Annotated in this window: 20 protein-coding genes; 9 read left to right on the top strand and 11 right to left on the bottom strand. The window is 69.8% G+C overall.

Translation table 11 applies throughout. From position 1 onward, the window contains the following. Positions 1-23: 23 nt before the first annotated feature. Genes DNK54_RS03445 through DNK54_RS03455 form a run of 3 tightly spaced genes read right to left on the bottom strand, consistent with a single transcriptional unit; the run spans position 24 to position 4,231 of the window. Positions 24-2,384 carry an ATP-binding cassette domain-containing protein gene (locus tag DNK54_RS03445; RefSeq protein ID WP_110205515.1) on the bottom strand — a complete coding sequence of 787 codons (2,361 nt, stop codon included), beginning with the start codon at positions 2,382-2,384 and terminating at the stop codon, positions 24-26. Positions 2,385-2,408: 24 nt separating this feature from the next. Beyond that, positions 2,409-3,608 (bottom strand): MFS transporter, encoded by a 1,200-nt coding sequence (locus DNK54_RS03450; protein ID WP_110205516.1) that lies wholly within the window; start codon positions 3,606-3,608, stop codon positions 2,409-2,411. Then, positions 3,605-4,231 carry a phosphoribosylanthranilate isomerase gene (locus tag DNK54_RS03455; RefSeq protein WP_110205517.1) on the bottom strand — a complete coding sequence of 209 codons (627 nt, stop codon included), beginning with the start codon at positions 4,229-4,231 and terminating at the stop codon, positions 3,605-3,607. The genes DNK54_RS03450 and DNK54_RS03455 overlap by 4 nt, the downstream gene beginning before the upstream one ends. Before the next feature lie 122 nt (positions 4,232-4,353). On the opposite strand from DNK54_RS03455, the gene DNK54_RS03460 reads away from it, so the two are divergent. Beyond that, positions 4,354-5,028: a hypothetical protein gene (locus DNK54_RS03460; RefSeq protein WP_110205518.1), complete on the top strand. Its 675-nt coding sequence runs from the start codon at positions 4,354-4,356 to the stop codon at positions 5,026-5,028. A gap of 29 nt (positions 5,029-5,057) precedes the next feature. On the opposite strand, the gene DNK54_RS03465 is transcribed toward DNK54_RS03460, so the two are convergent. From DNK54_RS03465 to DNK54_RS03475, 3 genes are read right to left on the bottom strand one after another with little or no spacing between them, the layout of a single operon-like run. After that, complete coding sequence (locus DNK54_RS03465) at positions 5,058-6,107, bottom strand: NAD(P)-dependent alcohol dehydrogenase (protein WP_110205519.1); 1,050 nt, start codon at positions 6,105-6,107, stop codon at positions 5,058-5,060. 9 nt (positions 6,108-6,116) lie between these two features. Then, positions 6,117-6,548 carry an NUDIX hydrolase gene (locus DNK54_RS03470; RefSeq protein ID WP_110205520.1) on the bottom strand — a complete coding sequence of 144 codons (432 nt, stop codon included), beginning with the start codon at positions 6,546-6,548 and terminating at the stop codon, positions 6,117-6,119. After that, positions 6,545-7,348 (bottom strand): thioesterase family protein, encoded by an 804-nt coding sequence (locus tag DNK54_RS03475; protein ID WP_110205521.1) that lies wholly within the window; start codon positions 7,346-7,348, stop codon positions 6,545-6,547. The genes DNK54_RS03470 and DNK54_RS03475 overlap by 4 nt, the downstream gene beginning before the upstream one ends. Positions 7,349-7,404: 56 nt before the next feature. Here DNK54_RS03475 and DNK54_RS03480 point away from each other — a divergent pair, with 56 nt between their 5' ends. The 4 genes from DNK54_RS03480 to DNK54_RS03495 are packed head-to-tail and all read left to right on the top strand — an operon-like array spanning position 7,405 to position 10,443. Then, positions 7,405-7,812, top strand: a complete 408-nt coding sequence (locus tag DNK54_RS03480; RefSeq protein ID WP_110205522.1) for a TOBE domain-containing protein — start codon at positions 7,405-7,407, stop codon at positions 7,810-7,812. Next, positions 7,809-8,576: a molybdate ABC transporter substrate-binding protein gene (modA, locus tag DNK54_RS03485; protein WP_110205523.1), complete on the top strand. Its 768-nt coding sequence runs from the start codon at positions 7,809-7,811 to the stop codon at positions 8,574-8,576. Before DNK54_RS03480 ends, modA begins: the two co-directional genes overlap by 4 nt. Further along, on the top strand, positions 8,573-9,361 hold the full coding sequence (locus DNK54_RS03490) for an ABC transporter permease (protein ID WP_239459886.1): 789 nt from the start codon (positions 8,573-8,575) through the stop codon (positions 9,359-9,361). Before modA ends, DNK54_RS03490 begins: the two co-directional genes overlap by 4 nt. Continuing rightward, positions 9,355-10,443 (top strand): sulfate/molybdate ABC transporter ATP-binding protein, encoded by a 1,089-nt coding sequence (locus tag DNK54_RS03495; protein ID WP_110205524.1) that lies wholly within the window; start codon positions 9,355-9,357, stop codon positions 10,441-10,443. The genes DNK54_RS03490 and DNK54_RS03495 overlap by 7 nt, the downstream gene beginning before the upstream one ends. A 215-nt stretch (positions 10,444-10,658) precedes the next feature. On the opposite strand, the gene DNK54_RS03500 is transcribed toward DNK54_RS03495, so the two are convergent. Continuing rightward, positions 10,659-11,675: a zinc-dependent alcohol dehydrogenase family protein gene (locus DNK54_RS03500; RefSeq protein ID WP_110205525.1), complete on the bottom strand. Its 1,017-nt coding sequence runs from the start codon at positions 11,673-11,675 to the stop codon at positions 10,659-10,661. Positions 11,676-11,750: 75 nt separating this feature from the next. On the opposite strand from DNK54_RS03500, the gene DNK54_RS03505 reads away from it, so the two are divergent. Beyond that, the gene (locus DNK54_RS03505) at positions 11,751-13,280 is read left to right on the top strand and encodes a helix-turn-helix domain-containing protein (protein ID WP_110205526.1); all 1,530 of its coding nucleotides are present in this window, start codon (positions 11,751-11,753) and stop codon (positions 13,278-13,280) included. 18 nt (positions 13,281-13,298) lie between these two features. Here DNK54_RS03505 and DNK54_RS03510 read toward each other — a convergent pair whose 3' ends face one another. Further along, on the bottom strand, positions 13,299-13,565 hold the full coding sequence (locus DNK54_RS03510) for a TFIIB-type zinc ribbon-containing protein (protein WP_162602291.1): 267 nt from the start codon (positions 13,563-13,565) through the stop codon (positions 13,299-13,301). 110 nt (positions 13,566-13,675) lie between these two features. Between DNK54_RS03510 and DNK54_RS03515 the strand changes: the two genes are divergently transcribed. From DNK54_RS03515 to DNK54_RS03525, 3 genes are all read left to right on the top strand, one after another. Continuing rightward, positions 13,676-14,485: a glycerophosphodiester phosphodiesterase family protein gene (locus tag DNK54_RS03515; protein ID WP_110205528.1), complete on the top strand. Its 810-nt coding sequence runs from the start codon at positions 13,676-13,678 to the stop codon at positions 14,483-14,485. Further along, positions 14,469-15,857 carry an MFS transporter gene (locus tag DNK54_RS03520; RefSeq protein ID WP_110205529.1) on the top strand — a complete coding sequence of 463 codons (1,389 nt, stop codon included), beginning with the start codon at positions 14,469-14,471 and terminating at the stop codon, positions 15,855-15,857. The genes DNK54_RS03515 and DNK54_RS03520 overlap by 17 nt, the downstream gene beginning before the upstream one ends. A gap of 209 nt (positions 15,858-16,066) precedes the next feature. Continuing rightward, a complete protein-coding gene (locus DNK54_RS03525; protein WP_110205530.1) occupies positions 16,067-16,453 on the top strand; it encodes an RNA polymerase-binding protein RbpA in 387 nt (128 codons plus the stop codon). 30 nt (positions 16,454-16,483) lie between these two features. Here DNK54_RS03525 and DNK54_RS03530 read toward each other — a convergent pair whose 3' ends face one another. From DNK54_RS03530 to lnt, 3 genes are read right to left on the bottom strand one after another with little or no spacing between them, the layout of a single operon-like run. Beyond that, positions 16,484-17,005, bottom strand: coding sequence for an FxsA family protein (locus DNK54_RS03530; protein ID WP_110205531.1), 522 nt, complete (start codon positions 17,003-17,005; stop codon positions 16,484-16,486). Further along, positions 17,002-17,754 (bottom strand): polyprenol monophosphomannose synthase, encoded by a 753-nt coding sequence (locus DNK54_RS03535; RefSeq protein ID WP_239459887.1) that lies wholly within the window; start codon positions 17,752-17,754, stop codon positions 17,002-17,004. The genes DNK54_RS03530 and DNK54_RS03535 overlap by 4 nt, the downstream gene beginning before the upstream one ends. After that, on the bottom strand, positions 17,751-19,286 hold the full coding sequence (gene lnt / locus DNK54_RS03540) for an apolipoprotein N-acyltransferase (protein ID WP_162602292.1): 1,536 nt from the start codon (positions 19,284-19,286) through the stop codon (positions 17,751-17,753). Before lnt ends, DNK54_RS03535 begins: the two co-directional genes overlap by 4 nt. Between the last annotated feature and the right edge of the window lie 54 nt (positions 19,287-19,340).

The raw sequence follows: 19,340 nt of genomic DNA on the forward strand, positions 1-19,340 counted from the left end.
ATGATTCCTCTCTGGGGAGCTGCTCAGGGGGCGACGTACGCCGCCAGGTGCTGGCCGGTGAGCGTGGAGGCATCGGCGACCAGCTCGGCCGGGGTGCCCTGGAAGACGACGGTCCCGCCGTCGTGGCCCGCACCGGGGCCGAGGTCGATGATCCAGTCGGCGTGGGCCATCACGGCTTGGTGGTGCTCGATCACGATCACGGACTTGCCGGAGTCCACGAGGCGGTCGAGGAGACCGAGCAGGTTCTCGACGTCGGCGAGGTGCAGGCCGGTGGTCGGCTCGTCGAGGATGTAGATCTCCCCCTTGTCGGCCATCTGCGCGGCCAGCTTCAGACGCTGCCGCTCGCCACCGGAGAGCGTCGTCAGCGGTTGGCCGATCGTGAGGTAGCCCAGCCCGACGTCGACGATCCGGCCGAGGATCTTCGCCGCAGGCGGCAGCTTCGCGTCACCTGCGGAGAAGAACTCGAGCGCCTCGGCCGCCGACATCGCGAGCACCTCGGCGATGTTGCTGCCGCCGTAGGTGTAGTCGAGCACCTCTGCCTGGAAGCCGACACCCCCGCAGTCCTCACACGGCGTCGAGACCGTGTCCATGAAGCCGAGCTCGGTATAGATCACGCCGGCTCCCTTGCAGGCCTCGCAGGCACCCTCCGAGTTCGCGCTGAAGAGCGCAGGCTTGACGCCGTTCGCCTTGGCGAAAGCCTTGCGGATCGGCTCGAGGAGACCCGTGTACGTCGCAGGATTGCTGCGCCGTGATCCCTTGATCGCTCCCTGGTCGATCTCGACCACGCCCTCACGCCCGGCTACCGACCCGTGGATCAGCGTGCTCTTGCCCGATCCGGCTACGCCCGTGACCACGGCCAAGACGCCGAGCGGGATGTCGACGTCGACGTCGCGCAGGTTGTGCGCGCGGGCACCACGGATCTCCAGACTCCCGGTGGCCGTGCGCACCGTCTCCTTCACCGTCGTCCGGTCATCGAGGTGCCGCCCGGTCAGCGTGTCGCTGGCCCGGAGCCCGGCAAGGTCGCCCTGGTAGGTGATCTGCCCGCCGGCGCCACCGGCCCGGGGGCCGAGGTCGACGATGTGGTCGGCGATGGCGATCGTCTCAGGCTTGTGCTCGACGACCAGCACGGTGTTGCCCTTGTCGCGCAGTCGCAGCAACAGCTCGTTCATCCGCTGGATGTCGTGCGGGTGCAGTCCGATGGTCGGCTCGTCGAAGACGTAGGTGACGTCGGTCAACGACGAGCCGAGGTGCCGGATCATCTTCGTGCGCTGCGCCTCCCCGCCCGAGAGCGACCCCGAGGGCCGGTCCAGCGAGAGGTAGCCCAGGCCGATCTCGGCGAAGGCGTCGAGCAGATGCTGGAGCGAGGCGATCAACGGCTCGATGCCGGTCGGATCGACGCTGCGCAGCCAGGCGGCGAGGTCGGTGATCTGCATCTGGCAGGCGTCCGCGATGGAGACGCCGTCGATGGTGGCGCTGCGGGCAGCCTCGTTGAGCCGGGTCCCGCCGCATGCCGAGCAGGCCGCGAAGACCGCCGCGCGCTCCACGAACGCCCGGATGTGCGGCTGCAGCGAGTCGATGTCCTTGCTGAACATCGACTTGCGGATCTTGGGGATGAGGCCTTCGTAGGTCACATTGATCTTCTCGACCTTGACCTTGCGTGGCTCGGCGTAGAGGAAGTCCGCTCGCTGCTCCGGGGTGAGCTCGCTGATCGGCACGTCAGCCGGCACGGCAACCTTGAACGCGGCCACCATCCAGCCGTCTGCGGTGTAGCCCGGCACCAGGATGGCTCCATCGACCAGCGACTTGCTCTCGTCGACGATCTGGCTGAGGTCGAGGTCGGAGACGGTGCCGCGCCCCTCGCACTCGGCGCACATGCCACCGAGATAGACCTGGTTGCGCACCACCTTCTTCTCGACCTTGCCCCCCGCCTTCTCGGTGATCATCGCGCCGCCTGCCTTGCGGGTGGGGATGTTGAACGAGAAGGCTGGAGGCGGGCCGACGTACGGCGTGCTCCGCCTGCTGAAGAGCACCCGGAGCATGGCGTTGGCGTCGGTGACCGTGCCGACGGTGGATCGCGGGTTGGCTCCGAGGCGCTCCTGGTCGACGATGATCGCAGGCGTCAGGCCTTCCAGGACGTCCACGTCGGGTCGGGCCAGCGAGGGCATGAAGCCCTGCACGAAGGTGCTGTACGTCTCGTTGATCATCCGCTGGGACTCCGAGGCGATCGTGCCGAACACCAGCGAGCTCTTGCCCGAGCCGGAGACGCCGGTGAAGACGCTCAGCCGGCGCTTGGGGATCTCGACCGTGATGTCCTTGAGATTGTTGACGCGCGCTCCCTGCACGCGGATGAGTTCGTGGCTGTCGGCTGGATGCGCGCTGCTCATAACCGAGAAGCCTAGTGGTGCGGATCAGCCGACGGGGACTGCATTTCGCCCACGCAGTGCGGCCATGACCAGGCCGAGAGCTGCTACCTGCGCCGCCGCGACGACGGCGATCAGGGTGCCGGCGTGGTGCTCGTAGAGGGCGCCCGCCAGCGTGCCGCCGGCGAGCGCCGCCACGCCGAGCAGGGCGGCGAAGGTGCCGTAGGCACTGCCGAGCCGCTGACGCGGGACCAGGTCGGCGACCAATGCCTTCACGGTGGAGTCCTGGACGCCGGTAGCCAGCGCCCACACCCCGATGCCTGCCAGTGCAGGAGCGACGGAGCTACGGAACGCGAGGACCGGCACCAGAGCCACCAGGAACGGCAGGGCCAGCAGGATCCGCCCGCTGACGCGGTCGTAGATCACGCCGGTGCCGAGAGCGGCGACGGCACCGACCGCCATCGCTCCGGCATAGACCACCGGCACCCAGGCGGCCCGGACTGTGCCCTGCTCGACCAGCGCGTAGGAGATCACGCCGAAGGTCATCAGGCCGAGCGTGCTCAGCGCGCAGCCGGCGGAGAAGAGGTGGAAGCGCAGCGGAAGTCGCTGCTTCCCGACAGCGACTCCTGGGGGCGGCACGCCGTCGGCGCCCTCCAGCACCACAGGCATCCGTCGGCGCAACAACGCCAGCAGCATGATCGAGATCATCCCGGGGATCGCGAGCACCAGGAACGCCGCCCAGAGGTGACCCGTCCAGGCGGCCACTGCCGCGACCACCAAAGGCCCGGCGAAGGCGCCGACCTGGTCGAGCGCCTTGTGTACGCCGAACCCTCTCCCCCGACCGACCGTCTCGGTCATCCCCGCCAGCAGAGCGGACTTCGAAGGTGACCGCACCGCCTTGCCGGTGCGCTCGATCAGGATCAGTGCGCTGCCGACCACCAGACCGGCCCCGCCGACGAACGGTGCGATCGCCAGCAGGGGGACGGCGACCGCCGTCATCGCGTAGCCGACGAAGGTGAGGCGCCAGTGCTCGCCGGAGCGGTCGGCGTACGGGCCGGTCACGAGGCGCAGCACCAGCGCCATCGCCTCGCCCGCACCGGTGACCATGCCGACGACAAGCGCTGAGGCACCCAGCGAGCCGAGGAACGGGCCGGCGACCGAGCGCATGCCTTCGTAGACCATGTCTGCGGTCAGCGACACCAGCCCGAAGGCGAAGATCGTCCGCCAGGGGGTCCAGGGTCGCGTCATGCGCTACGAGCCGCGGCAAGGAAGGCCCGGATCCGGGCCTGGTCCTTCACGCCCCGGGTGGACTCGACGCCACTCGAGACGTCCACGCCCCACGGACGCAGCTCGTGGATGGCGGCCGTGACGTTCTCCGGTGCCAACCCGCCGGCTACCAGCCACCGGCCATGCGGCGGCACGAACGCCGAGTGGTCCCAGGCCTCGCCCGAGCCGGCCTCGGGCGAGTCGACGAGCCAGGCCGTCTCTCCGCTCCCGCCAACCTGGCCGCCGCTCGCGTCGGCGGGGCCACGGGCGATCCACAGCGGCACGCCTGCGGCGACGACCAGCTGTTCGTCTGCCGGTGCATAGCCGTGCAGCTGCAGCACGTCGGCGCCGACGCGGTCGTGGAGCGCCAGAGCCTCGGCGACCGGCACGCCGCGCAGCACAAGCACGATCTGGGCCCGGCCGCCGACGGCGGCCACCAGAGTGGCGAGCTCCGCCTCTTCGAGGTGGCGGGGAGAGCCGGCCGCCATCACGAAGCCCACAGCGTCCGCGCCCGCGGTGATCGCCGTCTCGACATCAGCCGCGGTACGGAGTCCGCAGACCTTGACGAAGGTCCGGTGAAGGGAGGGCGTGGACGGTGCGCTCATGGTTCAGGGTGCCTGTCGGGAGGGGGCTCCGGCGTTCGTAGCGTGGAGCTCAGCATGGCAGCCGGTCGACGACGGGAGAGTACCTCGTCGCCCGGTGGTTGGCATGAGGCAGGCTAGTCGCCATGACATCTGGATCGGAGGGTTCCGCGGCCCGCGACGCCGGCCGCGACCTCGCGGACTGGCTCGAGTCCCTGGACCTGGCCGGCGCCCTTGCCGAGGCGGGCCTGCCGACCTACGTGCGCAGCCCGCGCGGCGTGCACTGGACAGCACCGCGCACGGGCGAGCCGCTGACCGAGCCTGAGCTGACCGAGCTGGAGGCGACTCTGCGTGACCAGGGTGAGGATCCCGCACATGCCGTTCCCCTCGGGCTGCTGCAGGTCCGGCGTCGGGCCGAAGTGCGTGCCCGCCTGGTGACCACCCCCTGGTTCGACTACGCGGCGCTCGGGAGACTGCGTGGCGAGCACCTCGACACCGCCCGGTTCTGGGTGCACAAGGCGGCCTCGGCTGGTCGAGCCCTGATCGTCCCCACCGAGAGCGGGGCGATGATCCCCGCCTTCCAGTTCGACCCGATGGGCGAGCTGCGCACCGATCTCGACGGTGTCCTCGACGTACTGCTGGCAGCGGGCGTCGAACCATGGGCCGCCTGGGCCTGGCTCACCGAGCCGGTGGCCCTGCTCTCGGGCGGCGTCCCGCACGAGGTCGTCCGCGACCCAGCCGAGCGCGACGTGGTGCGGCACGCCGCCCGCCGCCTGGCTGCTCGGCAACAGCCGATCGCGCGGCCCCTAGGCCGTGGCTAGTACACGTACTCAGCCCATCACGCCGTGTCTCAGGCCTCGATCGTCGACACGTCGATGACGTACCGATAGCGGACGTCGCCGGCGACGACACGGTCGTAGGCGTCGGCTACATCGTCGGCGTCGATGACCTCGACGCTCGCGCCCAGGCCGTGCGCCGCCGCGAACTCCAGCATCTCGCGAGTCTCGGCGATTCCGCCGATGTTGGAACCCGCCAGCACCCGGCTGTTGCCGACCAGCATGCTCGGCCGGACCCCGTAGTCGCCACCGGGCAGACCCACGTTGACCATCACCCCGCGGGGCCGGACCGTGCGGAGGTGCGCGTTCATGTCGAGATCGGCACTCACGGTGTTGAGCAGGACGTCGAAGTGGTTGCGCAGCGGCCGCAGCGCGTCTGGGTCGGAGGTGGCCACGTGCCGACTCGCACCGAGCGCCAAGGCATCGGCAGCCTTTGCCGAGGTGCGCGAGAAGACGGTCACCTCTGCCCCCATCGCGGCGGCGAACTTCACCCCCATGTGTCCCAGGCCACCGAGGCCGAGCACGCCGACGCGGCTGCCGGGACCGACGCCCCAGCGCCGGAGCGGCGAGTAGGTGGTGATGCCTGCACAGAGCAGCGGCGCCGCCTCGGCGCTGCTGATCCCCTCCGGAATCGGGCAGACGAAGCGCTCGCCCACGACGACCGACCGGGAGTAGCCGCCCAGCGTGACGACTCCGTCGTAGTCCCGGCCGTTGTAGGTCATCACGGCACCGCGCTCGCAGTGCTGCTCGAAGCCGTCCTTGCACATCGCGCACTCGCCACAGCTGTTGACCATGCAGCCGACGCCGACCCGGTCACCGACGCGCACGTCAGTGACGGCCGCACCGATCTCGGTGACCACGCCGGCGATCTCATGCCCCGGGACCATCGGGAAGATGGCCCGACCCCACTCCTCGCGCACCTGGTGGATGTCGCTGTGACAGATGCCGGCATGGCTGATCGCGATCGCCACGTCGTCATCACGCAGCGCACGACGCTCCACCGTGCGCGCCACGAAGGGGCCTCCGGGCTGGTCGACGACGAGTGCAGGCGTGGAAGTGCTCATACCGGCACGCTACTCCGTGGTGTGTGGGCCGGTCGCGCTGCGCGCAGTCTCTCCGAGCGCGCGCAGCCGTGGGAGTGCGTGATCGCGCAGCATCGGCGCAAGCAGCGGGTCCGTGCTGTCGAGAGGGACCCAGCGGAGCTCGGCAATCTCCGCGGCGGGGGCCGGCTCCCCCGGCAACGCGGCGGTGTACACCGTCGAGCGGAGCAGGTGACCGGGCTCGTTGGCCGCGTCGGACTCGAAGACACCGAGCAGCCGGAGCCCGCTGATCTCCAGGCCGACCTCCTCACGAGTCTCGCGGATGGCGGCGTCGGCAGCGCTCTCCCCCAGCTCCGGCTTGCCGCCGACGAGCATGAAGCGCTCGGTGCCGCGCTTGCGCACCGTGAGCACCTGACCGGCGCGCACGAACGCGACCGCGCTCACGACGATCGTGGGTGCGTTCATGCGTTGCGCTCCGGCAGGTCCGCGCGCGGACGGACGGTGAGTGCCTGCTGGAGGGCGCCGAGCGGCCCATCGAGGTCGTGGATGACGGTGCTGGTCAGTCCGAGGCCGTCAGGACCGAAGGTGACCGTGGTGTCCAGCCCTATCCACTCGCCGGCCGGTCGGCGGACGAGATGAGCGGTGAGATCGACGTTGGGGAAGAAGACCTTGCTGGGATCAGCCCGGACGGAGAGGCCGTTCGCCACGTCGAGCAGACCGACTGCGCTCGCGGTCGGGCTGACCTCCTCGCCCGCGATGAGCTGGACGTCGGTGTGCACCCAGACCTGTCCGCGGCCGGGCGTCAGGAGCCTGCGGTGCACGTCGAGAGAGGCGATGAACCCACCCGGCCAGATCTCGCTGCTCGCGACCCGCGGCAACAGGTCCCGGGGCGGCATCGCCGGAAGCTCGGTGCCGGCCAGCTCTTCCGTCCGTTCCGGCCGCTGCAGCCAGGCGCGTAGCCGTACGCCGACCCGGCCTGCACAGGACAGCTCAGCCTCGACCAGTTCGACGGTGCGACCTGGACGCTGGACCGAGACCGTGACGGCGACCTCCTCCAGCGGCAATGGTCCGAGGATGTCGTAGGAGAGCCGGCTGAGCAGGAGGCCGTCGGCACGGCGCCGATCTCGGTCCTGCTCGACCGCGTGGCACAGCAACCCGAACGCGGGGGCGATGTGCTGCTCGTTCGGCGCCCAGGCGCCGCCGACGTGTGCCGTGGGGACGAAGCGATCGGGGCCAGAGCGGGAGAAGTAGGCGGAGGACGACACGCAGACAGCCAACCACACCCTTGACAACCCGCAGATGCGGGACCAATCTGCACTTCGTGCCGAAATTGCGGATAAAAGATGCGGCGGCCCACCTGGGGGTCAGCGACGACACGGTGCGTCGCTGGGTAGAGCGCGGCCTCCTGTCCTCCGAGACAGACGATGCTGGGCGTCAGGTGGTCGACGGACTGGACGTTGCGCTGGTCGCTCGCGACCATGCCGTCGCACCGGAGATTCCGCACGATGCCCGGAGCTCCGCCAGGAACCGGCTCGTCGGGCTCGTCACCCAGATCGTGAGTGACCGGGTCATGTCGCAGGTCGAGATCCAGTGCGGACCGTTCCGCCTGGTCTCGCTGATGAGCACCGAAGCGGTCCGCGAGCTCGGCTTGGAGCCGGGCTCGGTGGCGGTCGCCTCGATCAAGTCAACCAATGTCGTCGTGGAAGTCGAAGGAGCCAACCACTCATGAAGATGCGCCGCACCCCGAAGCTTGTCAGTCTCGGGCTGGCCGCCCTGCTGCTGGGGAGCACCCTCGGCGCCTGCGGAAGCGACGATGACGAGACAGTGCTGCACGTCTACGCCGCAGCCTCGCTCAAGACGACCTTCGAGCAGTTGGCCGACGAGTTCGAGGACCAGCATGACGACGTGGAGGTCGAGTTCAACTTCGCGGGCAGCTCCGACCTGGTCTCGCAGATCCAGAACGGCGCGGGAGCCGACGTGTTCGCCTCGGCCGACGAGGCGAACATGACCAAGCTCGTCGACGACGATCTCGCTGCCGACGCGCCGCAGCTCTTCGCGACGAACACCCTGATCATCGCCGTGCCGAAGGGCAACCCGGCAGGCATCACCTCGCTGGCCGACCTCGCCAAGTCGGGAGTCAAGCTCGTCGTCTGTGCGCCGGAGGTCCCGTGCGGTGCCGCCGCCGGCCGCGCTGAGGCGGCGGCCGAGCTCGACTGGAAGCCGGTCAGCGAGGAGGCGAGCGTCACCGACGTGCTCAACAAGGTGATCACGGGCGAGGCGGACGCCGGCCTGGTCTACGTCACCGACGTCATCGCTGCCGGCGACAAGGTCGAGGGCATCGCCTTCCCCGAGGCGGAGGCGACCCTCAACAAGTACCCGATCGCGACAGTCAAGGGCAGCGACAACGAGAAGCTCGCCAACGCCTTCGCCGACCTCGTGCTCTCCGAGAAGGGGCGCAGCATCCTCGAGGGTGCCGGATTCGCACTTCCGTGAGCGAGCCTTCCAGCGTCGGGCTGCCCCGATGGGTGTTCCTTCCGGCACTCCTCGGGGCAGCCTTCGTGCTGGTCCCGCTGCTCGCGATCGTCGCGCGCGTCGACTGGACGAACTTCCTCGCACTGGTGACCAGCGAGTCGTCGGTCGCGGCACTCTGGCTGAGCCTGCGTACGGCGACCGTGAGCACGCTCCTGTGTGTGCTGATGGGCGTGCCGATGGCAACGGTGCTCGCCCGCACCCGGTTCCCGGGACAGGGGTTGCTGCGCTCGCTGGTGCTGCTGCCCCTGGTGCTTCCGCCCGTGGTCGGAGGCATCGCGCTGCTCTACACGTTCGGCAGGCGGGGCCTGCTCGGGCACAGCATGGAGGTGCTCGGCATCGAGATCGCCTTCAGCACCACCGCGGTGGTGCTCGCTCAGACCTTCGTCGCCCTCCCGTTCCTCGTCGTCAGTCTGGAAGGTGCGCTCCGCACCGCCGGTGAGCGGTACGAGCGTGTGGCGGCCACGCTCGGCGCCTCACCCGGCACGGTGCTCCGTCGGATCACCTTGCCGTTGGTGATGCCCGGCCTCGCCTCCGGGGCCGTGCTCGCCTTCGCCCGCTGCCTCGGAGAGTTCGGTGCCACCATCACCTTCGCAGGCAGCCTCCAGGGCGTGACCCGGACGCTGCCCCTGGAGATCTACCTGCAGCGCGAGACCGACCCAGACGCCGCGGTGGCCCTCTCGCTGGTGCTGGTGCTCGTCGCCGTGGTCGTGCTGGGCTGGGCACGTCGAGGAGGGCGGGCATGGTGAGTGCTCGAGGCTCCTCCGGTCCGGAGGGCGTCGCCGTCGAGCTGGAGGCGACGGTCGCCGAGCGCGGCGTCCAGCTCTCGCTGCAGATCGAGCCCGGTGAGACGCTCGCGGTGCTCGGGCCGAACGGCGCCGGGAAGTCGACCCTGCTCGGTGTCCTCTCCGGACTCGTGCGTCCGGACAGTGGACGGGTGCAGGTGGGGTCACGCACCCTCGTCGACCTTGCCGAGGGACGCTCCGTGTGGACTCCCCCGCACGCGCGCGGGGTCGGGCTGCTGGCCCAGGACCCCCTGCTCTTCCCGCACCTGACCGCGCTGGAGAACGTCGCCTTCGGACCGCGCGCCCTGGGTAGCAAGCGGGTTGCCGCCAAGAGACAGGCGATGGCGCTTCTGGAGCGTGTGGGCCTGGCGGAGCTCGCCGCCCGACGCCCCCACCAGGTCTCCGGCGGCCAGGCACAGCGGGTCGCCTTGGCCCGCGCACTCGCCGCCGCCCCCGAGGTGCTGCTGCTCGACGAGCCACTCTCCGCGCTCGACATCGACGCCAAGCCCGAGGTCCGGCAGGTCCTGCTCGAGCTCCTGCCGGGGCTGACGACGGTCGTCGTCACCCATGACGTGCTGGACGCAGTCCTGCTGGCAGACCGGGTCGCCGTCATCGAGGACGGATCCGTGGTCGAGCTCGGCCGTGCCGCGGAGGTGCTGGCCACTCCGCGAAGCGCTTTCGCAGCGCGGATCGCCGGACTCAACCTGATCGACGGTGCCTGGGACGGCGAGGCAGTCCGCGCGTCGGACGGGCAGCGGATCCACGTGGCACCGACGCCTGCCCTCGCTCCCGGGGTTCGCTGTCGAGCCGTCTTCCGCCCGACCGCGGTCGCCATCTATGCCGCGCACACCGAAGGGTCGCCGCGCAACGAGCTTCCCGTACAGGTCAGCGCGATCGAGCCGCACGGCGACCTGGTGCGGGTCCGTGCGGGTGCGCTGAGCGCCGACATCACCGCGGCGTCCGCGCTCGGACTGCGCCTGCGCCCCGGGATGCCGGTGGTCTTCACGGTCAAGGCGACCGAGGTGACGGCGTACGCACTGGGCTGAGTGGGATCCCTCAGGAGTCCGGTCGCGCTGCCGATCAAGGCAGGAACCGTCCGAGGAGCCGAGCATGTGGGACACCGACCGAGAGCGTCCACGCCATCTCTCACACGACCTTCCATGCCCGCGGTGTGGGCACCCGGCACACCGCTTCCTGCCGTGCAGCGAGCGCTGCGACTGCGTGCCGCCGGAGCTGCCGGGCGCCGTCCCGGTAGCCGGGGTCAGGGCCGCAGCAGCACCTTGATCGCCTGCCGTTCGTCCATCGCGGTGTAGCCCGCCGCGACCTCGGCCAAGGGCAGGCTCAGGTCGAAGACGGGGCTCGGGTCCAGCCGGCCGGAGAGCACCCGGTCGAGCAGGTCCGGGAGGTAGGCGCGGACGGGCGCCATGCCGCCGCGCAACCCGATGTTGCGCTCGAACATCCGGCGGATCGGCACCTGGACACCATGGGGCGCACCGACGTGGCCGACGGTGGCGCCGGGGCGCGCCACCCGCACGGCGGTGGTCATGGACTGGTCGGTGCCGACGCACTCGAGCACGGCGTCGGCGCCCACACCGGCGGTGAGCTCCATGACCCGCGCGACGCCCTCGCGGCCACGCTCGGCGACGATCTCGGTGGCGCCGAAACGTCGTGCGACGGCTTGCCTGCTCTCGTGGCGCGACATGGCGATGATCCGCTCTGCACCGAGGGTGGCTGCGGCGAGCACGCCGCACAGCCCGACCGCTCCGTCGCCGACGACCACCGCGGTCGCGCCCGGCCGTACGCCGGCACTCACCGCCGCGTGCCAGCCGGTCGGCATCACGTCGGAGAGCGCGAGGAGTGCGGCGTGGTCCTCGGCTGCCGGCGCCTCCGGCACGCGCACCAGGCTCCCGTCGGCCTGCGTCACGCGGGCCAGTTCGCTCTGGCCGCTGACGGTGAAGCCCAGCTCCACGCAGGCCGAGTGCACGCCCGCTCGGCAGTGGTCGCAGGTGTTGTCGCAATGGTCGAAGGGAACGACCACGAAGTCCCCCGGTCGGACGTGGCGCACCGCGGCGCCTACGTCGACGACCTCGCCGATGCACTCGTGGCCGATCGTCTGCCCGGGAGTGATCGGGTTCTCCCCACGGTAGGGCCACAGGTCCGAGCCGCAGATGCACCCCGCCACGACCTGCACGATCGCATCCGTGGGCTGGACGAGCGTCGGGTCGGGTAGCTCGGAGAGCCGGATGTCGCGGGTGCCGTGCAGGGTCGTCGCGCGCATGTCTCCGAGTCTGGCACCGGCTGTCCCCGCGCGCCCACTTGGGGGTTATCTCATATCTGAGTTACCTTCGTCGCCATGAGCCAGGACTATCTCGGCCGCATCGGCAACCTGATCCGCGACGCCCGCAAGCACCGGGGCCTCACCCAGCAGCAGCTGGCGGATCTGCTCGGCACCAGCCAGTCGGCGGTGACCCGGATCGAGAAGGGGCATCAGAACCTCTCCCTGGAGATGCTGGCCCGGATCGGCAGCGCGCTCGACTCCGAGATCGTGGCACTCGGCGCCGGCGGGCCTACGCACCTGCGGGTCACCGGACCGACCACTCTCTCGGGCACGATCGACGTGAAGTCGTCGAAGAACGCGGGCGTGGCACTGCTCTGCGCCTCGCTGCTCAACAAGGGCCGCACCACCCTGCGCAAGGTCGCGCGAATCGAGGAGGTCAACCGGCTTCTCGAGGTCCTCGACAGCCTGGGCGTCCAGACGCGCTGGCTCAACGACGACAACGATCTGGAGATCGTGCCGCCGACCACGCTCGACCTCGCCAACATCGACGAGGAGGCGGCCCGGCGCACCCGCTCGGTCATCATGTTCCTCGGGCCGCTGATGCACCGCGAGACGACCTTCGACCTGCCGTACGCCGGTGGCTGCAACCTCGGCACCCGCACGGTCGAGCCGCACATGTCGGCACTGCGCCCCTTCGGCCTCGAGGTGAAGGCGACCGAGGGCAGCTACCACGCCACCGTGAGCGCCAACACGGGACCGACGCGTCCCATCGTGCTCACCGAACGCGGCGACACCGTGACCGAGAACGCGCTGATGGCCGCCGCGCTGCAGCCCACCACCACGGTGATCCGCAACGCCTCGTCGAACTACATGGTCCAGGACCTCTGCTTCTTCCTGCAGCGACTCGGCGTCACCGTCGAAGGCATCGGCACCACCACCCTGACCGTGACCGGCCTGGCCGACATCGACGTGGAGGTCGACTACGCACCCAGCGAGGACCCGATCGAGGCCATGTCGCTGCTGGCGGCGGCGATCGTGACGCAGTCCGAGATCACCATCCGTCGCGTTCCCATCGAGTTCCTGGAGATCGAGCTCGCAACGCTCGAAGAGATGGGATTCGACTACTCCCGCTCCGAGGAGTACCCGGCCGAGAACGGCTACACCCGGTTGGTCGACGTGACCACCCGGCCCTCCCAGTTGCGTGCACCGATGGACAAGATCCACCCGATGCCGTTCCCCGGCCTCAACATCGACAACCTGCCGTTCTTCGCAGTGATCGCCGCCGTGGCGGAGGGCCAGACCCTGCTTCACGACTGGGTCTACGAGAACCGGGCGATCTACCTGACCGAGCTCAACAAGCTCGGCGGCCAGGTCAAGCTGCTCGATCCGCACCGGGTCCTGGTCGACGGGCCGACCCGGTTCTCCGGCACCGAGATCGTCTGTCCGCCTGCGCTACGGCCGGCGGTCGTGATCCTCCTGGCGATGCTGGCGGCGAAGGGCACCTCGGTGCTGCGCTCGACCTATGTCATCCACCGTGGCTACGAGGACCTCGCCGAGCGTCTCAACGAGCTCGGCGCCAACATCGTCACCTTCCGCGACATCTGAGAGCCGAGGGCGCCGGGCTCAGTCGAAGAGCGACGCCACCCAGGCAGGTGCCCTGGTCGGCCCACTCGACGGCGGAGCCGTCATGTCCGCGGTGATCCTCGGCAGTGGAGCGGTGTGGTAGGCGTCGGCGTGCCGGTGCCAGGCGACCTCTGCGTCGATGAGATCGCCGAGAGAAGCGCGCTCGAGGAAGACGCCGTGGCCCTCCGGGCAGCGCTGGACCCGTCCGTGTCCGGCTCCTCGTTCCTCCATCGGCGTTCCGCAGCGCGGGCAGGTCAGCGTCTCCATGCCTACGACGGTACTCCTCGAAACGGGCATCTCCGAGCAGGTGGAGATGTGACGCTCGCCGACGGTCCGAGTTGCCGAGCGGCGCGCCGTCCATCGGGTTGAATGCTCCCGTGAACCCGACCGGCTTCCGCTATCTCGACGAACCACGTCGTCCCATCCCCTTTGCGCATCGCGGCGGAGCGACGCACCCGGACATCCTGGGCCTGGAGAACACGATCACGGCGTTCCGGCACGCGGTCCGGCTCGGCTACCGCTACCTCGAGACCGACGTGCACGCGACCAGCGACGGCCACCTCGTCGCCTTCCATGACGACGTTCTGGACAGGGTGAGCGACCAGGTAGGCGCTCTCGCCGACCTCACCTGGACGCAGGTCGCCGAGGCGACGGTGGGCGGTTCCGAGCCGGTGCCGGCCTTCGCCGACCTGTTCGACGCCTTCCCGGAGGCACGCTTCAACGTCGACATCAAGGCTGCGGGTGCCGTCGAGCCGCTGGCCCGCTTCATCGAGGAGCGCGATGCCCACGATCGCCTGCTGGTGGGGTCCTTCTCCCGTGGCAGCCTGAACCGGTTCCGGCGGCTCACCGGCGGCCGTGTGGCGACCTCCGCGCATCCCGGCGAGGTGCTCGTCTGGTTGCTCAGCCCCTCCGGCAGGCTGGCCGATCTGCTCACCCGGCGCCAGGTGAGTGCCCTGCAGATCCCGCACCGCCAGCGTGGCGTGACCGTCGCGTCGCGCTGGCTGGTCCGCAAGGCGCACGCGGCAGGAAAGCACGTGCACGTCTGGACGATCGACGACGCCGACGAGATCCGGCAGCTGGTCCGTCGAGGTGTCGACGGCGTGATGACCGACCGGACAGACATACTCAAGGCGGTCCTGATGGAGATGGGCGCGTGGGAGGGAGACCGCGGTGAGCCGGAAGTCTGAGGGGTTCGCGGACCTGCGTCCGCTCGAGCGGCGCCGGGAGCAACGCGCCTGGTACTGGTACGACTGGGCGAACTCCGCCTATGTCACCACCGTGGCGACGGTGCTCTTCGCTCCCTACCTGATCACCGTCGCCGAGCAGGCGGCCTGCGGCTACGTCTCCGACAGCGACAAGGGACTCGACTGCCAGTCGAACCTCGCCGTCCTCGGCCTGAGCATCGCCCCCGGTGCGCTCCCGTCCTACATCGTCACGTTCTCCACGATCCTCTCGGCGATCCTGCTTCCGCTGCTCGGCGCGATCGCCGACCGGACGGAGAACAAGAAGGGCCTGCTGGCCGGCTTCGCCTGGACGGGCGCGGCCTTCGCCGCGCTGCTCTGGTTCTGCCGGGACGGCAACTGGGAGATCGGCGCGGTCGCGGTGATCGGCGCCAACCTCTGCCTGGGCGCCTCCACCGTCTTCAACGACTCCATCCTGCCGCTGATCTCCGATGAGGACGAGCGGGACCGGGTGAGCTCCCGAGGATGGGCGTTCGGCTATCTCGGCGGTGGCCTGCTGCTTGCCATCAACCTGGTGATGGTGCTCATGCACGACAGTTTCGGCATGGACAAGGCCCTGGCGGTCCGCATCTCCATGCTCTCAGCCGCTGTCTGGTGGGCTGCGTTCACCGTCATCCCCTACCTGCGCCTGCGCAACCATCCGCCGGAGCATGTCGTGGAGGCGAGCGGCGGAGTCGTCGCCCAGAGCTTCGGGCAGCTCTGGGCGACGCTCAAGGACCTGCGCAACTACCCGATGGCTCTCACCTTCCTGGTCGCCTACCTCTTCTTCAACGACGGCATCCAGACCGTCATCGCCTCCTCCTCGACGTACGGCGAGAAGCAGCTCGGGTTCGGCACCTCCGTGCTGATCGGCACCATCTTGATGGTGCAGTTCGTCGCCTTCTTCGGGGCGTTGATCTTCGGAGCGGCGGCGTCACGATGGGGCGCGAAGCCGGTCATCATGATCGGCCTCGGGGTCTGGATGGGCATCGTCGTCGTGGCGCTGCTGCTCCCGGAGAAGCAGGTCTTGCCGTTCCTGCTGATGGGTGTCGCCATCGGCATCGTGCTCGGCGGTACCCAGGCGTTGGCGCGCTCCTACTTCTCGCTGCTGATCCCCCGCGGCCGCGAGGGCGAGTTCTTCAGCTTCTACCACGCGATGGACCGCGGCACCTCCTGGTTCGGCACGCTCACGTTCGGCGTCGTGTACCAGTTGACCGGCTCCTACCGACCGGCCATCTTCGCGCTGATCGTCTTCTTCATCCTGGGCCTGCTGCTGCTCTCCCGTGTCGACACCGCGCGAGGTATGCGGGAGGCCGGAAACGCTCCCCTGAGCGCCTGAGCGAGCCCGTCCGGGGAGGTGCAGAAGGGCGCCACCGGGCCACGTGGCGACCGCCACAGCGCCGCCCCGGAATCCTTCCTGCCCGTCGTCCGTTGAACCATAAGGTGACCGGCCCACCCCTTCTGCGTCATGATGGAGGGGAAGGGCCGTCCCCTTGACGGGAAAACAGGTTCCCGGCACAGGATTTTCTTCGACATCGGAGGTGGCTCATGGCGGAGCGCACATTGCGCGGAGCACGGCTTGGCGGCCAGAGCTTCGAGGACGAGCGCGGCATCGAGTTCGCGGCGCGGCAACAGGTCGGATACGCGTGCCCTCGCGGGCACACGTTCGAGATCACGATGTCGGTCGAGGCCGAGATCCCAGCGACCTGGGAGTGCCCGCGTTGCGGCGCCGAGTCGTTGAGCGTCGACGGCATCCAGCCGGAGGAGAAGGTCGAGAAGCCGGCTCGTACCCACTGGGACATGCTGCTCGAGCGTCGCTCTGTGGACGAACTTGAGGTGATCCTCACCGAGCGGCTCGAACTGCTCCGCGGTGGCGAGATCGGCCCGGCGCATCTGCACCGCCCGACCAAGTCGCGCAAGAAGTCCAACGCCTGACGCAGTCGGCGCTCCTGGGTCCAGGTGGGCTCAGGAACGCCCCTCGTCGCCGTCCACGACCTCGCCCTCGACCACGGGACCCGTCCCCTGGCTTCGGGGGCGAGGTTCGTCGTATCCGGGTGGTGTGGCGGCTCCCGGCCCGAAGGCGCCGGCCCCGAACGCCGACGGCATCATCCGGGCCTCCACGAAGCGGGTCATCAGCCCGCGTGCCAGCGGTCGCGTCACGGGGAGGACCAGCACCAGACCGAGGATGTCGAGCACGAAGCCCGGCGAGAGCATGAGGATGCCGCCGGCCAGGATCAGGATGCCGTCGGCGATCTCGCGCGACGGCATCCGTCCCTCCGAGAGCGCGGCGGCCAGGTTCCGGAAGGCGCGGCCGCCCTCGCGCTTGATCAGCCAGCCGCCGAGCACGCTGTCGGCGATCAGCAGCAGGATGGTCCATCCGACGCCGATCACCTTGCCGACCTGGATCAGCACATACAGCTCGACGAGTGGGATCACCAGGAACAGCAGCGCGACCAGCCAGAGCGGGACGCGCCGACGCGCCCTCATCGGCGCACCAAGGCGTCGCGTCCGCGCTGAAGCCGCGAGCGGATACCCCAGCCGGTGACCCGACGCAGCGATTCACGTGCCACCGGTCCGCTCATCTTCGAGTCGCCACGGACGCGCTCGACGAACTCGATCGGCACCTCCCGGATCCGGAGCCCCTGACGCAGCACCCGCCATACCAGGTCGGTCTGGAAGACGTAGCCGGTCGACTCGACGGTGTCGAGGTCGATCGACTCGAGGGCCGAGCGCCGGAAGAGACGGTAGCCGCCGGTGGCGTCGCGCACGTCGATGCCGAGCAGCAGCCGGACATAGAGGTTGCCACCGCGGGAGAGCGCCTGCCGGCTGGCGGGCCAGTTGACCACCGAACCGCCGGGTACCCAACGGGAGCCCAGCACCAGGTCCGCGTCGTGCAGCGCATCGAGAAGTGACTGGAGCTGCTCAGGCTGGTGCGATCCGTCGGCGTCCATCTCGCCGATCACGTCGTAGCCGAGCCCGAGCGCGACCCGGAATCCCTCCAGGTACGCGGCGCCGAGACCGTCCTTGCTGGTGCGGTGGACGACGCGCACCGCGTGGTCGGCGGCGGCGAGCTGGTCGGCGATCCGGCCCGTGCCGTCGGGCGAGTCGTCGTCCACGATCAGCACGTCGACCTCCGGCTGCGACGCGCGGAGCCGACCGACGATCCAGGCGATGTTCTCAGCCTCGTTGTAGGTGGGGACCACCATCACCACGCGCCCGTGATCGGCCGCCGTCACGTACTGCTCCCCTCGCCGCCCTGCTCCCTGCGACGACGATACGCGAGACCGGCAAGCGCCAGCGCCGCGGCGCTCACGATCACACTCGCTCGGCCGAGCCATGGACCGATCCAGAGGGCGGGCGGCGTCCCGGCGGCCAGCTTCACCTCCGCTGTGACCACGCCCTTGGTCCGGGGCGGGAGGTCCGCCACCACCTGGCCATCGGGACCGATGACGCCGGTGCGGCCGTTCACCGCGGCCACCGCCACGGTCCGCCCGGTCTCGAGCGCCCGGAGGCGGGTGATGGCGAACTGCTGGTCGATCTGTGCGGTCTTGATGAACATGGCGTTCGAGGTCTGCACGACCACCACCTGAGCACCACGGCGGACCTGGTCGACGAAGACGTCGTCGTAGGAGACGTCGAAGCAGATCGCGTCGGCGACCCGCAGCCCGCGGACCTGGAGTGGCGTCCGGCGATCACCGGCCACCATGTCTCGGGGGACCTCCGCCAAACGACCGATGTTGCTGTCCTTGGGGAGCAGGTGCCGGAATGGGATGTACTCGCCGAACGGCACCGGATGACGCTTCGCGTAGCGCTCCGCATTGCCGTGGATCGGGTCCTCGACGATGCCTTCGTTGAGGATCTTGTCGGGGTCCTCGTGATCCACCATCGCACCGACCAGGACCGGGGCGTCGATCGCGGCCACAGCGCGGTCGATCCCCTCGCGGGTGGCCGCGTCCTGGAAGGGGTCGACGGCGGTGGAGTTCTCCGGCCAGACCACGAGATCCGGCCGCGACTCCTCGCCGCGGCGTACCGCCTCCCCCAGCTGCTCGGTCAACGTCACGTGGCTGCGGGTCACCTCGCGATGGTTCTCCACCAGCTCGGTGCCGTCACCTGGTACGTCCCCCTGCACCAGAGCGAGGGTGGCGGTCCGCTCCGTCGTCCACCGGGGCCCGAGCACCGCCGGCACGGCCAAGGCGACGATCAGCGCACCCAGGCCGATGAGCGCCGGCCGGACCCGGGGACGCGGAGCGAGCGCCCACCAGGCGAGCAGCGCGGCAGTGCCGGCCACCAGCAGGCTCACGCCGTTGCTACCGATCCACGGCAACGGCGCTGCGAACGGGGTGTCGACCACCGCGAAGGAGAGCCGACCCCAGGTGAAGCCGCTGAAGGGCCAACTCCCCCGCGCCACCTCGATGCCGACCCAGACCAAGGTCGACCACAGCGGCCAGGCACGCCAGCGCGAGACCACCGCCAGGCAGGCGCCGCCCAGGGAGAGGAAGAGAGCCTCGACACCCGCGAGGGCAAGCCAAGCCGCGTCCGCGACCGCGCGCATCCAGTAGATGTTGGGGTACATGAAGCAGACACCGAAGGCGAGGCCGAGGAGCGCGCCCCGTCGAGCACTCTGGTCCCGGACCGCCCAGAGCAGCAGAGCGACGGCGGGCAGCGCCGACCAGAAGAAGGCGATCGGCTCGAACGCCGTGCTCAGCAGCAGTCCCGCGCCGGCCGCCACGAGGAGTCGGAGTGACGGCGAGTCGAGACGGGGAGGCACCGGCACAGGGTACGCAACGACCCACGGCATCCCGCGGCCAGGCGGCGTGCCGCT

Origin of the sequence: Nocardioides daejeonensis, assembly GCF_003194585.1 — a bacterium.
Lineage (GTDB): Bacteria > Actinomycetota > Actinomycetes > Propionibacteriales > Nocardioidaceae > Nocardioides > Nocardioides daejeonensis.

Excerpts from the sequence above, each read along its gene's own strand:
- DNK54_RS03495 (WP_110205524.1), top strand. The coding sequence starts at position 9,355 with ATGGTGAGTGCTCGAGGCTCCTCCGGTCCGGAGGGCGTCGCCGTCGAG.
- DNK54_RS03445 (WP_110205515.1), bottom strand. The coding sequence starts at position 2,384 with ATGAGCAGCGCGCATCCAGCCGACAGCCACGAACTCATCCGCGTGCAG.
- DNK54_RS03510 (WP_162602291.1), bottom strand. The coding sequence starts at position 13,565 with ATGGAGACGCTGACCTGCCCGCGCTGCGGAACGCCGATGGAGGAACGA.
- DNK54_RS03505 (WP_110205526.1), top strand. The coding sequence starts at position 11,751 with ATGAGCCAGGACTATCTCGGCCGCATCGGCAACCTGATCCGCGACGCC.
- DNK54_RS03525 (WP_110205530.1), top strand. The coding sequence starts at position 16,067 with ATGGCGGAGCGCACATTGCGCGGAGCACGGCTTGGCGGCCAGAGCTTC.
- DNK54_RS03530 (WP_110205531.1), bottom strand. The coding sequence starts at position 17,005 with ATGAGGGCGCGTCGGCGCGTCCCGCTCTGGCTGGTCGCGCTGCTGTTC.
- DNK54_RS03500 (WP_110205525.1), bottom strand. The coding sequence starts at position 11,675 with ATGCGCGCGACGACCCTGCACGGCACCCGCGACATCCGGCTCTCCGAG.
- DNK54_RS03450 (WP_110205516.1), bottom strand. The coding sequence starts at position 3,608 with ATGACGCGACCCTGGACCCCCTGGCGGACGATCTTCGCCTTCGGGCTG.
- DNK54_RS03465 (WP_110205519.1), bottom strand. The coding sequence starts at position 6,107 with ATGAGCACTTCCACGCCTGCACTCGTCGTCGACCAGCCCGGAGGCCCC.
- DNK54_RS03460 (WP_110205518.1), top strand. The coding sequence starts at position 4,354 with ATGACATCTGGATCGGAGGGTTCCGCGGCCCGCGACGCCGGCCGCGAC.
- DNK54_RS03470 (WP_110205520.1), bottom strand. The coding sequence starts at position 6,548 with ATGAACGCACCCACGATCGTCGTGAGCGCGGTCGCGTTCGTGCGCGCC.
- modA (WP_110205523.1), top strand. The coding sequence starts at position 7,809 with ATGAAGATGCGCCGCACCCCGAAGCTTGTCAGTCTCGGGCTGGCCGCC.
- DNK54_RS03455 (WP_110205517.1), bottom strand. The coding sequence starts at position 4,231 with ATGAGCGCACCGTCCACGCCCTCCCTTCACCGGACCTTCGTCAAGGTC.